Here is a 14,459-nt window from a genome sequence, read left to right on the forward strand (position 1 = left end):
ACCGTGAGCCGCCCTCGTCAACTTCTCGTCGCCGCCACAGCGATCGCCGCGCTGTCGATGCCCGCCGCGGCGCAGGCCAAAACCACGATCCTGATGAGCGGCTCGACGTCCGTGTACCCGCTCGAGACCAAGCTCGCGAAGGCGTACTTGAAGAAGTACCCGGGCTCGGTCAAGTTCTCGATCTCGCAGGGCGGATCGGACATCGGCATCGGTGACGTCGCCCGCAAGCGCGTCTCGATCGGCGCCTCCTCGCGTGACCTCCAGAGCGGTGACCCGGGCGGCCTGGTCTTCAACAAGATCGCCCGCGACGGCGTCTGCGTGGTCACGCATCCGGACAACGCGATCGCGAACCTCTCGCAGCAGCAGGTGCAGGACATCTTCTCCGGCAAGGTCCGCCGCTGGGACGACGTCCAGGGCGCGAAGGTGACCGGCCCGATCAACCTCAACACGCGTACGCAGGCCTCCGGTACGCAGGACGCGTTCCGCAACATCTTCATGGGCCAGTCGCTCAACGTCTCGCCGAGCGCGTCGCAGAAGGCCACCAACGGCCTCGTCCAGTCCGCGGTCGCGAGCGACCCGCAGGCGATCGGCTACGTCGACTTCAAGTTCACCGAGGGCACGTACGCGGTCCCGTACAAGGGCGTCGCCTGCAACCTGCGCAACGCCAAGTCGGGCCAGTACCCCGGCGTCCGCAACTTCTGGTTCGTCACGCTCGGCCAGCCCAAGGGCGTGGTCAAGAAGTTCATCGACTTCGCGCGCTCGCCTGCGGTGCAGGGCAGCATCGTCGCGAAGGACTACGTGCCGTACAAGTAGTGGCGGAAGCGGTCACCCAGCATCCGGCCGGCGCCACCGCCGCACCCGCGGCGGAGGCGCCCGCGGGCTGGTGGTCGGACCGGCTCGTCGGCCCCGCGCTCGGCGCGGCGGGCGTGCTCGTCCTGCTCGTGATCGCGGGCATGGCCGTGTACGTGTTCAAGACGGCCTGGCCCGCGTTCTCGGCCAACGGCCTGCACTGGTTCGGCGCGGGCGGCAACGCCAACACGCAGCTCGACCAGATCTTCTCCTCCAAGGCGCCGTTCGAGTACAAGCTGCGCGCCTTTCCGCTGCTCTACGGCACCGTGCTCGCCTCCGGCGGCGCGGTGCTGCTCGGCCTGGTCATCTCGACGCTCGCGGCGCTCTACATCGTCGCCTTCGCGCCCCCGGCCATGACCCGCGTGCTCGAGCCCGTCGTGCGCCTGCTCGCGGGCGTGCCGAGCGTGATCTACGGCCTGATCGGCGTGCTCGTGATCGTCCCGTTCGTCAACCAGCACCTGATCTCGCTCGAGCGCAAGGAATCGGTCTTCTACGTGATCCAGCTCACCGGCCAGTCACTGCTCGTGGCCACCGGGCTGCTAACGATCATGATCGTGCCGATCATGATCGCGATCGCGGTCGACGCGCTGCGCGCCGTCCCGAGCTCGTGGACCGAAGGCGCGCTCGCGCTCGGCGCGAACCGCATGCGGGTGATGTGGACGATCGCGCTGCGCGCCTCGCGCCCCGCGCTGGTCGCCGGCGCCGTCCTCGCGCTCGCCCGCGCGCTCGGTGAGGCGATCATGCTCGCGATGGTCTCGGGCGGCGTCATCTTCGCGCCCAACCCGATCGACGGGCCGACCTTCTTCTTCGAGCCGGTGCTGCCGCTCGCCGCCGCGATCGTGCAGGGCGCCGAGGGCATCACGGTCAAGCCGTACGGCGCGACGCTGTTCGCGTTCGCCGCCGTGATCATGGTCTCGAGCGTGATGCTGAGCATCACCGGCTGGGCCGTCCGCCGCCGCCTGCGTCGTTTCGGGGTGCAGTCGTGAGCGTCCGGACCGACCCCGCAGGCTCCTCGCGCGACTGGCCGCTCATGGACCGGCTCCTGCTGGGCGCATGCTGGGCGGCCGGCATCGCGCTGGTGGCGATCGCCGCCGCGATCGTCCTCTACATGGCCTACCGCGGCATCCAATACCTTAGGCCCGACCTGCTGATCAGCCGGCCCGTGGCCGACCTCGACCAGTCCAAGTCGGGCGGCTTCCTCGACCCGCTTCTGGGCACGATGCTGATCATCGGGGGCGCGATCGTGATCGCGGCACCGCTCGGGATCGCCACCGCGGTGTGGCTGACCGAGTACGGCAAGCCGGCGTGGCTCGCGCGCATGGTCGAGTCCGGCGTCGAGGTGATCGCCGGCACGCCGAGCATCGTGCTCGCGCTGTTCGGCCTGGCGTTCTTCGCCCAGCAGGGCCTCGGTTTCCTCTCGACCACGGGTGAGGGCGGCGCGGTCTTCGGGCGCTCGCTGCTGATCTGCTGCACGGTGCTCTCGCTCGAGGCGCTGCCGCTGATCGTCGGCGCCACCCGCGAGGGCCTGCTCGCCACGCCGCGGCACGTGCGCGAGGCGTCCTACGCGCTCGGCAAGACCCGCGCGGCGACGATCCACCGGGTCCTGCTGCCGGTCGCGCGGCCCAACATCGCCACCGGCACCGCGCTCGGCATGGGCCGGATCGCCGGCGACACCGCGGTCGTTCTGCTGCTCGGCGGCGGCACGCTGCAACTGGAGTCCAACGGCTCGATCCCGGGCCTGAACATCTTGCAGGGCACAGGGTCGACGCTGACGACCTACGTCTACGCGAACTCGCCCTCGGGCGAGGGCGGCGCGCCACAGAAGGCGTACGCCGCCGCGTTCCTGTTGCTCATGCTCGTCCTCTTCCTCAACTGGGTGGTCGATCGGATCGCCCGCGGATCGGAGCAGCTCGGATGGATCCGTTGATGCCCCCGCCGCCGATCCGGCGGATCGTGGTCGACGCCCCGCACGTCCCGGTGGAGGTGCCCGAGGGCAACGGGCACTCGCCGCTCAAGCGCACCCGCCCGCCCTTGGCGTCGGTCGGGATCGAGCGCATGCGCACCGAGGCGCTGACGATCGCCTACGGCAGCAAGGTCGCGGTCAACAACGTCTCGATCCCCGTCCACCAGGGTGAGGTGCTGGCGCTGATCGGCCCGTCCGGCTGCGGCAAGACGACGCTGCTGCGCTCGCTCAACCGGCTCGTCGAGCTCACCCCCGGCGCGGGCCGCGGCGGCAAGATCCTGCTCGACGACGCGGACGTCGACGGGATCGAGGTGACGTCGCTGCGGCGACGGATCTCGATGGTCTTCCAGCAGCCGAACCCGTTCCCGATGTCGATCTTCGACAACGTCGCCTACGCGCTGCGCGAGCAGGGCTCGCGGCGCGTCAAGCGGGCGGTGCTCGAGGCGCCGGTCCGCGAGGCGCTCACGCGCGCGGGACTCTGGGACGAGGTCAAGGACGACCTCGACCGCCCGGCGCTGCGGATGTCCGGCGGCCAGCAGCAGCGCCTGTGCATCGCCCGCGCGCTCGCGGCCCGGCCCGAGGTGCTGCTGCTCGACGAGCCGTGCTCGGCGCTGGACCCGCGCTCGACCGCGATCATCGAGGAGCTGATCCTCGACCTGCGCGAGGAGCTGGCGGTCGTGATCGTCACCCACAACCTCCAGCAGGCGTACCGGATCGCCGACCGCGTGGCGTTCATGTTCCTCGGCGAGCTCGTCGAGTACGGGCCGGCCGAAGACGTCTTCGAGCGCCCGCAGCACACGCGCACCGCGGACTACGTGGGCGGGGCATTCGGATGAGGATCGCCGTGGTCGCTCTTGCCGCCCTCGCGCTCGCCGGCTGCGAGTCCACGCAGTCCAAGAGCGCCAAGCTCGAGGCCGCCGCCCAGAAGGCCAAGCACGAGAAGGGCCTGGTGGTCTCGCAGGAGTCGACCGAGGTCAAGGTCGAGGGGACGACGATCCTGCAGGACGACAACGGCGCCGCGACCGTCGTCGAGTTGCGCAACGAGTCGCGCGGGTCGCTCGTGAACCTGCCGCTCTCGGTGCAGGTCCTCGACCAGGGCTCGAAGGCGCTCTACGCCAACGACGCGCCCGGCCTCGACACCTCGCTCGTGAGCGTCGCCTCGCTGGGCGCGGGCGGCGAGATCGCGTGGGTCAACGACCAGGTGACGCTCGCGGGCCAGGGCGGATCTGTGGTGGCGAAGGTCGGCGCGGGTGCCAAGCCCGGCCCGTCCGAGCTGCCGCGGATGGAGGTCACCAACCTCAAGCCCGAGACCGACGCCTCCGGCGAAGGCGCGATCGTCGGGGACGTCGCCAACCGCTCGAGCGTCGAGCAGCGCCGGCTCGTCGTCTATGTCATCGCGCGCAAGGACGACAAGGTCGTCGCCGCCGGCCGCGCGATCGTGGAGAAGCTCGCGCCCGGCAAGAGCGCCCACTTCTCCGCCTTCCCGATCGGCGACCCGGCCGGAGCCGAGCTCTCCGCGTCGGCGCCTCCCACCGTCGTGAGGACCCCCTGATGGCCAGCATCACCACGCACGACTCCCGAGCGGAGCAAATGCCGCCGCAACAGCCGCCTACGCCCGCGCGGAGCGGTGACGAGCCCTCCGGGCGAGGCAGTGGAGACGCGTTGCACGTGCCGCGACTGGCGCGCGAGACCGAGCCGTGCGCCCACTGCGGCGCGCTGTTGGCCTCGGACCAGCGCTATTGCCTGAGCTGCGGCGAACGCCGCGCCGACATGCGTGTGCCTTTCCCCGCCGCGTCGCAGGTCATCGCCGCGCCCGCCCCTGAGGCCACCCAGCCCCTGCCGCCGCGACCCGTCTCGCGGCGCGGCCCCGGCGGCATCCCGGACTGGGCGATGTCCGCGCTGTTCGGGCTCGCCGGCGCCGCCGCGCTCGCGCTCGGCATCCTCGCCGGGGTGCTGATCGCCGGCGGCGGTGACGACACGCCGACGCAGGTCGCCGCCACGCCCACGCCGGTCGTGACGGCGGCGCCGAGCGCCGCGGCCTCCGCGCCCGTGACGACGCCGACGCCGGCCGCCACGGTCGCCGCCACCTTCACGCCCGACTGGCCCGCCGGGCAGACCGGCTGGACCGTGCAGCTCAAGACGCTGCCCAAGGACGGCACGACGCCCGACGCGATCGCCGCCGCCAAGAGCGAGGCCGCGGGTCAGGGCGCGGCCGACGTCGGCGCGCTGGACTCCGACTCGTTCCCGTCGCTCGACGGCGGCAACTACGTCATCTACTCCGGCGTGCACACGAGCAAGGAGGACGCCGAGAGCGCGCTCTCCGGCATCCAGGCCAACTTCCCGGACGCCAAGGTCGTGGAGGTCAAAGACACGGCGGCGGACGCCGAGCCGTCGGCGACGCCGGTCACGAAGTCCAAGGACGACCTCAAGAAGCAGGAGGAGTCCCAGACGCCCGAGGACGCGCAGAAGAACACGCGCAAGGCCCCGCCCACCGTGAAATCCGAGGGGACCCCGCCGCCCGCCGACGACAAGAAGCCCGGCGGCGACTCTGACGCGACGGAGATCGGCTGATGCGCGCGCTCCGACGGCAGTACGTCCGCACCGAGCCCGCCCCGCTGCCTCCGGGCGGCGGGCGCGCGATCGGCCACGACGAGTTGCTCAGCCGCCGCGAGCAGCTCGAGCGCGAGTTCGCCGAGCTGCAGTTCGACCTCGGTGGGCTCGCCTACGAGATGGCGATCCGCGACCACTTCCGCGTCGACCTGCTGGCCCGCCGCGCGGCGCGGCTGCAGGAGGTCGACGCCGAGCTCGGGGCGATCGAGCGGCTCGAGCGCATCGACGGCGGCGGCGCGGCCGGCGCCTGTCCGAATTGCGACGCGCTGTACCCGCGGGGCGCGCTGTTCTGCTCGCAGTGCGCGCATCCGTTGATGTAAGCGAGTCACTCAGAGCCCCGACGCGGCGAGGAGAGAGGAGGGACCGCGCCGAGGCTCCGAGTTCGGTTGCGGCACCGCTCCGACGGGCCGCAAGACACAGTCAAGCCCGAGATGCAATAGCCCCAGTGACGAGGTTGTGAATGCACGGTCGTGAAGAGTTTGTAAACGCCGTTCCGCGGCCCGGAACTCGCGGTTAGGTTCCAACGGTGTCCTTGCATCGTTCCGCTCCTGACCCCGAGCTGCTGACCCTCTTCGAGGAGTCCGGCCGCAACGTCCAGCGCTCGGCGATGCTGCTGCGCGACCTGCTTTCGGACTATCCCGAGCAGGCCGGGCTCGCGCGGGACATCGTGCTGTGCGAGCAGGAGGGCGACCGGATCGTCCACGACATCCTGCACCGCCTCGCCGAGCGCGGGAGCCGCAGGACGCACCTCGATCCGAACGACGTCCACGCCCTCGCGGGGGCGCTCGACGACATCGTCGACTTCGCCGAGGAGGCCGCCGACCAGCTCGCGCTCTACGGCGTCGAAGCGCCGATGGAGCAGGCGCAGCAGATCTCAGAGGTCCTCGTCAACGCCTCCGAGCAGGTCGCCCAGAGCCTGCGCGGGCTGCGCAACGGTCTCGACGTCGGCGCGCAGCTCGTCGAGATCCACCGGCTCGAGAACGAGGGCGACCGAATCCAGCGGGCGGCGATCGCCAACCTCTTCGCGGCCGGGATCGACCCGATGATCGTGATCCGCTGGAAGGACATCTTCGAGACGCTCGAGTCGGCGGTCGACGCGTGCGAGACGGTGGCCAACGTGCTCGAGGGCATGGTCCTCAAGCGCGCCAACGGTCACTGAACCCGCACGCGCACCGACCGGTCGCCGCCCAGGGTCTGCGACAGGACCACGGTCACGTAGCGCACCTTGCTCGCATCGCGCAGGCGCACGTGGAAGCTGCGCCGGCGAGTGCCGCCGGGCGCGCTCGCGTACTTCGGGTCGCGCTCTGCCCGCCCCGTCCGCGTTCTCGTGCCGACGACGATGAACTCCGCGTCCTGCGCGGGGCCGTCGGTGCGCCAGCGGACGTCGACCACGCCCCCGGCACCGCGTCGCGCGCGCACGTCGAGCAGGTGCGGGAGCCGCGGTGCGGGCAGCCGGCGCACGCGCACCGAGATCGTGCGCCGCGACGCCGTGCGCGCACCTGGCGCGCTCCAGCTGAGCGTGATCTTCAGCGGTCCGCGCTTTGGCGCGACCGGCGCGAAGTTGGGCTCGAGCTCGAGGTCGCGAGAGCCGGCTCGCGCGAGTGCCAGCGTCGCCGAGATCGAGCGCCCGACGATGTACGCGCGCACGTCGCACGCCGCGCTGCACCTGACGGGGAGCCTCAGCGGCTGGACCGGCCGCAGCGCGCGATCGCGCGGGACGCCGATGGTCAGCTCCGGCGCCGTGGGCGTCGGCGTGTCCGCCGCGCCCTCCAGCGCGAGGTGCAGGCGGCCGCTGAAGGGTGGCACGGAGAACAACTCGTTCCCGTCCCCCCACGCCACGGCGCGGGAGCCGTCGGGCAGCAGCAGCGGCGAGAGCCCGGTCGCCGGGCGGACCGGGCTCCCCAGGCTCATCGCCTCGGCCTTGCCGTCGACGCCCAGCGACGCGGCCTGCAACCCCGTCTCCGGGCCGGGCCAGGCGAGCAGCGCGCGACCGTCCGCGCCGAGCGCGACCCGCAGTTGCGCGGGATCGAGCGGAGGTGAGTCGCCGACGGTGTAGAGCCCGATCGAGAACGCGTTCTCCGTCAGACGTCGCGGCTGCTCGCGCCGGATGTGGACCGGCGCGCCGAACGGCCCGGTCCCTGAGCGGCGCAGCACGGTCACGTCGTCGCTCGACTCCCACGCGAGGACCGCCGTGCCGTCATCGGCGAGCGCGAGCGCGACGTCCCCTTCGGCTGGGATCGCCGGCCGCCGCACGAACTCGCCGCCCGGCTCGCGGTCGAACAGCGTCGTGCCGTCCCCGCCGGCGACCGCGAGCAGGATCCGGCCGTCGTCAGCGACGGCGAACGTCGGCTCGTACGTGAACGCGGTCCGCGACAACAGCCTCCGCGGCGCGGGGAAGGCGGTGCCCGCGGCGGCGTTCGTGACCCGCACGGCGTGCTGGTCGGACAGGACCGCCCACGCCTCGCCGGTCGCCGTCAGCCCGACCGCCACACCACCGAGCAAGTCGCTCGCCGCCAATTGCTGCGGTGTCCCGAACGCGCCGCCCGGCGACCGCCGCGCGACCTTGATCTTCACCGTCCGGTAGTCCTCGCCGTACTCGAGCCAGGCGACCACGACGTCGCCCCGGGCCGAGACCGCCGTGGTGACCCTGTAGCCGAGCTTCGACGACAGCGCCACCGGTGCGCCCCAGGTCCCGCCGGGATCGCGCACGACGGCCCGCACGCCCTTGCGCGTCCCGCCCGCGATCACCCCCGCGCCGCTCGCGTCGATCGCCGTCGCCGGACACGTCGACAACCTCCCGAGCGGGATCTCCGCCTGCGGTACCAGCCCGCCCGAGGTGGCATCGAGCAGCTCGGCGCCGCCCGGCGTCCACCGGACGAGCCCGCCCGGCACGCCCGTCGGCGCCAGGCACGCCGCCGCGCTCCCGACAGGCCGGAACGGCAGCTCGCCGAACGTCGCGGCCGACGCCCCGCTCTGCACGAGGGCGAGCGTGGCGACGGCGAGCGCGATTCTCATCTCAGCCTCGTACCCGGACGGTCGTGGTGTGCGACTTCCGGGTGCCCTCGGCGCCCGTGACGATGTGCACGTAGCGAGCTTCGCCTGCCCCGCGCAGGCGCACGTGGAAGCTGCGGCCGCTGCCGCGAGTGTCGCCGTAGCCGACCACGTCGAACGTGTCGTCGCGATCCTTGACGCCGAAGACGGCGAAGTTGGACCGCTTGGCGGGGCGGTCGGTGCGCCAGCTGACCACGACTTCGTCTCCGTCGCGACGCGCGGTCGCACCCAGGACCTTCGGCAGCGGGGTGTCCGGCAGCCGGCGCAGTCGGTAGGTGACGTTCTTCGTGGTCGCGTGACGGGCGCCCGGAGACGCGTAGAGGAGACGCACGGTGACCGGACCGCCGCGCAGGCTCGCCACCGGCGCGAGCGTCGAATCCAGGCTGAGCGTGGCGCTGCCCGCGCGCGTCAGCGAGAAGCCGTCGCCGGGCACGAGAACCCCGGAGCCGATCTGCGCGCGCACGTCACAGGCCGCCGAGCAGCGCACGCCGAAGCGCAGCGACTCATCCGCCGCGAGCACCCGCTTCTTCGGCGCGATCACCGTCAGCGCCGGCGGCGCCGGGTCGGCGCCGTCCGGGACGCCCTCGAGCGCGAGGTGCAGCCGGCCGTCCTTGTCGCGGTCGTTGTTGTCGGCCCACGCGACCCCGAGCGCGCCATCGGCGCTCAGCAGCGGCGTCGTCGCGCCCGCCTCGCGCAGTTCGGCGCCGAACATCGCGTGGCTGGGCGCGCCGCCGGTCAGTGGCAGCGTCGCCACCAGCGGCGGCGCCCACCAGACGCCGTCGCGCTGGGCGGCACCCGCCCACGTGACCACACCGCGACCGTCGGCCGTGATCATCGCGCGGGCATCGCCCCCGTCGTCGTCCATGCCGTCCCCGTTCAGCGTGAAGCCGCCCAGGTCCTCGTCCCCGAGCAACTCCGTGAAGAGGTCGAGGATGCTCTTCGGATAGCGCAGCCCGCTCTTCGGGGCGATCGTGACCGGCGCCCCGAACGCGCCGGCCTGCGCCCGCGCGACCGCCTGCACGTCGCCCGCGAGCGCCTGGTTCCAGGCCACGATCGCGCCGCCGTCGGAACGGATGGCGGCGGCGGGGACGACCAGGATCGTGTCCTCGCCGCGGCCCACCCGGACGGGCGTGCCGAACGCGCCGCCGGGCGCGCGCTCGGCGACGAGCACATCGGTGCCGTTCACGAAGGCCAGCAGCGCGTGTCCCCCGTCGCCCACCGCGAGACTGAAGGACGAGTTGGGCCGCAACGCGCCGACCTTCGCCGGCGCGCCGAACGGGGCGCCCACGGGAGCGACCGCCGCCCAGAGCTCGCGAGGCTTGCCGGGCGCCGGCTGCAGCGACCAGGCGACGACCGCGTCACCGCCCGCGGACACGCCCGCCACGACGCGCACCGCCGTCACGAGCCCCAGGCCGCTCGACGCGGTCTTGGGCGCGGTGACGAGCGTCTCGGTCGCGCCGAACCCGCCGCCGGGCGCGCGGCGCGCGGCGAGGATCTGCAGGCGTCCCTTGTCGTTGATCCCGGCCAGCGCGACCACCGCGTCACCGCGCTCGGAGATGCCGGCCGCCAGCGGGTGCGTGCTCGCTATGTCCGTGACCGGCAGCGCGTCGACGTGCGGTCCCCAGGCTCCGCCCGCCTCGCGCAGCGACGCGCGGACGAACGCCTCGCTGCCGGAGCGCACGGCGAACGCCACGATGCCGACGCCGTTCGGCCGCGCCGCGGCCTGCGGGCACGTCTTCGCGTCACCATCGCTCGCGACGTCGGCGGTCGGCGTCAGCCCGGCCGCGCTCGCCTGCAGGAACTGGGCACCGGTGGCGGTGCTGCGCACCAGCTCGCCCGGCAGGCCGGTGGCCCGCACGCACGTCGCGATCCCGCCGGCCGGGCGGAAGCCGACCTCACCGAACGGTGCCGCCGAGGCGGCGGCCGGCATCACCCCCAGGACCAGGGCGGCGGTCAACAGGCTGCGTCTCATGACTTGATCTCCACGGTCGTGCGGCGTTCGATCCCGGGCGTAGGGCCCGTGAGGAGGGTGACGAAGCGCGCGGTCGCGACATCGCGGATGCGCGCGCGGAAGTGGCGCCCGGAGCCGGTCGCGACCGCGCCCTTCAGGGCGTCACCGTCGCGCTCGGCGCGGGCGAAGGCGAGGAAGTCGTCCTTACCGGCCTTGCGGTCGGTCCGCCAGGTCACGACGACGTCGTCGCCGTCGTGGCGGGCGCGGAGGCGCTCGACGCGCGGCGCCGGCGGCCCGGGCTTGCGGCGCACGCGGACCAGCACGGTCCGGCTGCGCGGGTGCGCGGTGCCGGGCGCGCCCCAGCGCACGTACACGCGGACGGGCTTGCCGTCCAGTCGCGCGATCGGCCGCACCTCCGGCCGCAGGGTGACGGTCTCCGTGCCGGCGCGTCGCAGCGACAGCGCCGCGGTCGCGTCGAACACGCCCTCGGCGGACGAGACGCGCACGTCGCAGGCCGCCGAGCAGGTCACGGGCAGCACCAGCGGGTCGTCCGCGCGCAGGAAGCGCTGCTCCGGCGCCCCGACGCGCAGCCGCGGCGCGCCGACGTCAGGCACGCCGGCGGCACCCTCGACGGCCAGGGACACGCGCTGCTCCTCGTCGTCCGCCCAGACCACTGCGGGCGTCCCGTCCGCCAGGACCAGCGGCGCGGCCCTGGCGATGTCGCGCAGGCCGTTGCCGAGCGGGTGGACCTCGGCCGGCCCGCCGGCCAACGGCACGGCGGCGACCGACGGGGAGAACGCGTAGACGCCGTCGCGACGGGTGGACGCCGTCCACGCGAGCAACGCGCGGTCCCCCGCGAACGTCGCGCCCGCGATCTGGATCTGGTCCTCGAAGCCATAGTCGCTGTCGCGGAAGTCGGGGCTGATCGACTCGTCGAACAGCGCCCGGTCGAAGCCCAGCCAGATCGACGGCGCCAGCCGCAGCTCGCCGCCGAACGCACCCGCCGCGGGACGCGTCACCGCGCGTACGGCGCCGTCGAGGAAGTCCACCCAGCCGACGACGGCGGCGCCGTCGGGGCGCACGGCGGCAGCGGGGAAGACGACCAGCGGGTCGTCCGCGACACCGACGTCCCGCGCCGTCCCGAAGGCCGCGCCGGCGACACGCTCGGCGACGTGCATCCGCTTGTCCGCCGTGAACGCGAGCACCGCGTCTCCCCCGTCGCCGACGGCGAGCGCGAACGGGCCCCGCGGCGCGCCGACGCGCACCGGGGCGTGGAACGGCTCACCCGGGGCGGCATACGTCGCCCACAACTGGCGCGGCGCCTTCAGGCGCGGCCGGAAGGACCACGCGAGCACGGTCTCGCCCGCGGCCGTCACGCCCGCCTGCAGGCTCACGCTGCCGGCCGTGTCGGGCGCGCGCATCAGGGTCTCGTTCGCGCCGAACGCCGCGCCGGGAGCGCGGCGCGTCGCGGTCACCTCGAACCCGGACGCGGTCCCGCCCGCCGCCGCGACCACGGCCGCGCCCGAATCGGAGATCGCCGCGTCCAAGGAGTCGGTCCCGAGGTCGCCGTGAACCTTGACGGGCTCGCCCCACCTGCCGCCCTCGCGCAGCACGGCGCGAACGCCGCTCTCGCCGGGCGCTTCGGCGAAGAAGTGCGCCTCGATCCCGACGCCATCGGGCCGCAGGTCGAGCGCGCTGCAGGACCCGTAGGGCGCGGCCGGGAGCGGCGCGCCGGGGTGCAGGCCGGTCGCGTCCGCGCGCAGCAACTCGGTGCGGCCGGGGAAGCCGAGGTCGAGGCCGAGGCCGTGCGCGATCCCACCCGGCTCGCCGGTCGCGCTCAGGCAGCTGACCCCATCGCGGGCGGCGAACGAGGGCAGCTCGCCGAACGGCGCGGCGTGCGCGCCGGCCGGGGCCGCGAGCGCGAACGCCGCGGCCACCGCTGCGCCTCTCACTCCTGCACCCTCACGCTGGTGCGACCGGTCTCGAGCGTGTCCGGGTCGGCGCGGACGACCGTGACCCGCGTCACCCGCCGCCGCACGTCGCGCAGCCGCGTCACGAAGCTCGTGCGCTTCGCTCTGCCCGCGACGTCACCGCCGGTCACCGGCTCCTCACCGCCGGCGTAACCGAGCACGAAGTAGTCGCGCGGCGAGGCGGGCTTGGCGGTGTGCCAGCGAACGACGACCACGTCGCCGTCGCGCACCGCGGTCAGGCCGAGCGGAACGGGCGGGAGCTTGGCCGGGGCGCGGCGCAGGCGGAAGGTCAGCGTGCGGGTGGTCGCCGTCCGCGCACCCGGCGCCGACGCGCGCAGCAGCACGTGCACGGGCCCGCCGCCACGCGGCGCGACCGGCCTGAGCAGCCGCGTGAGCTCGAGGCGGCCGGAGCCGGCTCCCGGCAAGGAGAGATCGGCGCCGACCTGGTCATTCCCGACGAGCTGGGCGTAGACGTCGCACGCCGCGTCGCAGGTCGCGCGCAGCCGCAGCGGCGCCTGGCCGGCCAGCGTGTGCGAGCCCGCGACCTGCAGCCGTACCGCCGGCGCGGGAGGATCCGCGGGCTGCGGCGAGCCCTCGCGCGCGACGTGCACGCGACCGAGCCGTCCGGAGTTGTCCGTCCAGGCGACGCCGCGCGAGCCGTCGGGCAGGCCGACGGGGACGAGCGAGTCGACGTTGCGCAGCGTCCCGCCGACCGCGATCGGCTCCCGCTCGCCGCCTTCGAAGTTCACGAGCGCCGCGCGCGGCAGCATCCGCCAGACGCCGTCCGAGCGCTGGATCTGCGCCCACGTGAGCAGCACGCGGCCGTCGGCGCCGAGCAGTGCCCGCGGGTTGCCGCCGCGGGTGTCGGGCGGCGCGCCGCCGATCCCGAACTCGCCCTGCAGCCCGGTGAGCGCCGTCTCGAGCAGGCGGACGAGGGTCATCAGCGGCGGGCTCTCGAGCCGATGCGCGCGGCCGATCGCGATCGCCGGACCGAAGACCCCCGGCGCCTGGCGGGTGCGGATCGTCATCGTCGCGTCGCTCAGCCCCGCCCAGCCGACGATCGCCCCGCCGTCCGGCCGCAGCGCCACGGTCGGCACCACGCCGAACTCGTCGATCGTGTCGGCGATCAGGAACGGGTAGCCGAATCGGCCGCCCGGCGGGCGCTCGGCCGCGACCAGCTGGTCGCCGGAGACGAACGTGACGAGCACGCGGCCGTCAGGCGCGACCGCGAGGTCGTACGGGAGACCGCTGGCGATCGGGTCGATCTTCTGCGGGGCGCCGAACGGGGCGCCCGGCGGTGCGGTCGCCGCCCACAGCTCGCGCTCCGCGCCCTCCTTGTCGGGCATGTACGTCCACAGCACGATCGCCTCGCCTGAGGCGGCGAAGCCGGCGTGCACGACCGGCGCGACCGGGTCGCCGGTGCGGCGCGACTGCAGCGTCTCGGCCGGCGTGAACGCCCCGCCCGGGAGCCGGCGGGCGACGCGCAGGGTCGCGCGCTGCTTGGACGTCACGCCCGCGAAGGCGACCAACGCGTCTCCGCGCGGTGAGGCGGCGGTGGCGATCCCGGTTGAGAGCGCTCCCTCCTCGGGCTCGACCACGTCGACGGATTGGCCCCAGGCCTGGCCGGGCTCGCGCACGTACGCGCGCGCCCAGGTCTCGTCCTGGAGCTCGGTGCCGACGGCGAACGCGACCACGCTGCCGCCGCCCGCCCACGACGCGGCGTCCGCGCAACCGCTGATGCCGCCGGCCGCGAGCGTCGCGGCCGGGGTCAGACCGGTGGCCGAGGCGTCGAGCGCCTCAATGTTCTCCTCGCTCTGGCGGATCAGCTCGCCCGGTGTCCCGGTCGCCCGCAGACAGGTCGCGGTCCCGCTGACCGGCTGGAACGGCAACTCGCCGAACGGCGACGCCGAGGCGGCGGCGGGAACACAGGCGAGCAGACCGGCGGACACCAGCAGGGTGCGAAGCATTGGCGCACCATAGATGAAGGAAACTTGAGCAGGAGTGTTCATCCGTTGACGCCAGGCTTGAGCGGAGCGCCAGAGGGGAATCCTCGGGACAACGACCT

The 14,459-nt window shown here is 73.8% G+C and carries 12 protein-coding genes; 8 read left to right on the forward strand and 4 right to left on the reverse strand.

What is annotated here, in order from left to right; translation table 11 throughout:
• Positions 1 to 3: 3 nt before the first annotated feature.
• The 8 genes from G569_RS45500 (at position 4) to G569_RS45510 (ending at position 6,581) form a co-directional block, all read left to right on the forward strand.
• On the forward strand, positions 4 to 813 hold the full coding sequence (locus tag G569_RS45500; RefSeq protein WP_037494732.1) for a phosphate ABC transporter substrate-binding protein: 810 nt from the start codon (positions 4 to 6) through the stop codon (positions 811 to 813).
• The gene (locus tag G569_RS0104370) at positions 813 to 1,835 is read left to right on the forward strand and encodes a PstC family ABC transporter permease (RefSeq protein ID WP_245602392.1); all 1,023 of its coding nucleotides are present in this window, start codon (positions 813 to 815) and stop codon (positions 1,833 to 1,835) included. Before G569_RS45500 ends, G569_RS0104370 begins: the two co-directional genes overlap by 1 nt.
• Complete coding sequence (locus G569_RS45505; protein WP_053225850.1) at positions 1,832 to 2,776, forward strand: PstA family ABC transporter permease; 945 nt, start codon at positions 1,832 to 1,834, stop codon at positions 2,774 to 2,776. Before G569_RS0104370 ends, G569_RS45505 begins: the two co-directional genes overlap by 4 nt.
• A gap of 128 nt (positions 2,777 to 2,904) precedes the next feature.
• A complete protein-coding gene (locus G569_RS0104380) occupies positions 2,905 to 3,648 on the forward strand; it encodes a phosphate ABC transporter ATP-binding protein (RefSeq protein ID WP_028062516.1) in 744 nt (247 codons plus the stop codon).
• Complete coding sequence (locus G569_RS0104385; protein ID WP_157591813.1) at positions 3,645 to 4,364, forward strand: hypothetical protein; 720 nt, start codon at positions 3,645 to 3,647, stop codon at positions 4,362 to 4,364. The genes G569_RS0104380 and G569_RS0104385 overlap by 4 nt, the downstream gene beginning before the upstream one ends.
• Before the next feature lie 116 nt (positions 4,365 to 4,480).
• Entirely contained in the window at positions 4,481 to 5,383 is a 903-nt protein-coding gene (locus tag G569_RS0104390; protein WP_028062518.1) for a hypothetical protein, read from the forward strand.
• The gene (locus tag G569_RS0104395) at positions 5,383 to 5,742 is read left to right on the forward strand and encodes a zinc ribbon domain-containing protein (RefSeq protein WP_028062519.1); all 360 of its coding nucleotides are present in this window, start codon (positions 5,383 to 5,385) and stop codon (positions 5,740 to 5,742) included. Before G569_RS0104390 ends, G569_RS0104395 begins: the two co-directional genes overlap by 1 nt.
• Positions 5,743 to 5,948: 206 nt before the next feature.
• On the forward strand, positions 5,949 to 6,581 hold the full coding sequence (locus tag G569_RS45510) for a DUF47 domain-containing protein (RefSeq protein WP_053225851.1): 633 nt from the start codon (positions 5,949 to 5,951) through the stop codon (positions 6,579 to 6,581).
• Here G569_RS45510 and G569_RS0104405 read toward each other — a convergent pair.
• Genes G569_RS0104405 through G569_RS0104420 form a run of 4 tightly spaced genes read right to left on the reverse strand, consistent with a single transcriptional unit; the run spans position 6,575 to position 14,361 of the window.
• A complete protein-coding gene (locus G569_RS0104405) occupies positions 6,575 to 8,437 on the reverse strand; it encodes a hypothetical protein (RefSeq protein WP_028062520.1) in 1,863 nt (620 codons plus the stop codon). The genes G569_RS45510 and G569_RS0104405 overlap by 7 nt on opposite strands.
• Position 8,438: 1 nt before the next feature.
• Positions 8,439 to 10,445: a hypothetical protein gene (locus G569_RS0104410; RefSeq protein WP_037494736.1), complete on the reverse strand. Its 2,007-nt coding sequence runs from the start codon at positions 10,443 to 10,445 to the stop codon at positions 8,439 to 8,441.
• Entirely contained in the window at positions 10,442 to 12,376 is a 1,935-nt protein-coding gene (locus G569_RS0104415; protein WP_037494738.1) for a hypothetical protein, read from the reverse strand. The genes G569_RS0104410 and G569_RS0104415 overlap by 4 nt, the downstream gene beginning before the upstream one ends.
• Complete coding sequence (locus tag G569_RS0104420) at positions 12,373 to 14,361, reverse strand: hypothetical protein (protein ID WP_028062523.1); 1,989 nt, start codon at positions 14,359 to 14,361, stop codon at positions 12,373 to 12,375. The genes G569_RS0104415 and G569_RS0104420 overlap by 4 nt, the downstream gene beginning before the upstream one ends.
• Positions 14,362 to 14,459: the final 98 nt, after the last annotated feature.

The sequence above is a fragment of the Solirubrobacter soli DSM 22325 genome (genome assembly GCF_000423665.1).
Lineage (GTDB): Bacteria > Actinomycetota > Thermoleophilia > Solirubrobacterales > Solirubrobacteraceae > Solirubrobacter > Solirubrobacter soli.

What these genes read in the sequence shown, in the direction of transcription:
- G569_RS0104380 (WP_028062516.1), top strand. Translation starts at nt 2,905, where the DNA reads ATGCGCACCGAGGCGCTGACGATCGCCTACGGCAGCAAGGTCGCGGTC.
- G569_RS0104385 (WP_157591813.1), top strand. Translation starts at nt 3,645, where the DNA reads ATGAGGATCGCCGTGGTCGCTCTTGCCGCCCTCGCGCTCGCCGGCTGC.
- G569_RS0104395 (WP_028062519.1), top strand. Translation starts at nt 5,383, where the DNA reads ATGCGCGCGCTCCGACGGCAGTACGTCCGCACCGAGCCCGCCCCGCTG.
- G569_RS0104405 (WP_028062520.1), bottom strand. Translation starts at nt 8,437, where the DNA reads ATGAGAATCGCGCTCGCCGTCGCCACGCTCGCCCTCGTGCAGAGCGGG.
- G569_RS0104410 (WP_037494736.1), bottom strand. Translation starts at nt 10,445, where the DNA reads ATGAGACGCAGCCTGTTGACCGCCGCCCTGGTCCTGGGGGTGATGCCG.
- G569_RS0104420 (WP_028062523.1), bottom strand. Translation starts at nt 14,361, where the DNA reads ATGCTTCGCACCCTGCTGGTGTCCGCCGGTCTGCTCGCCTGTGTTCCC.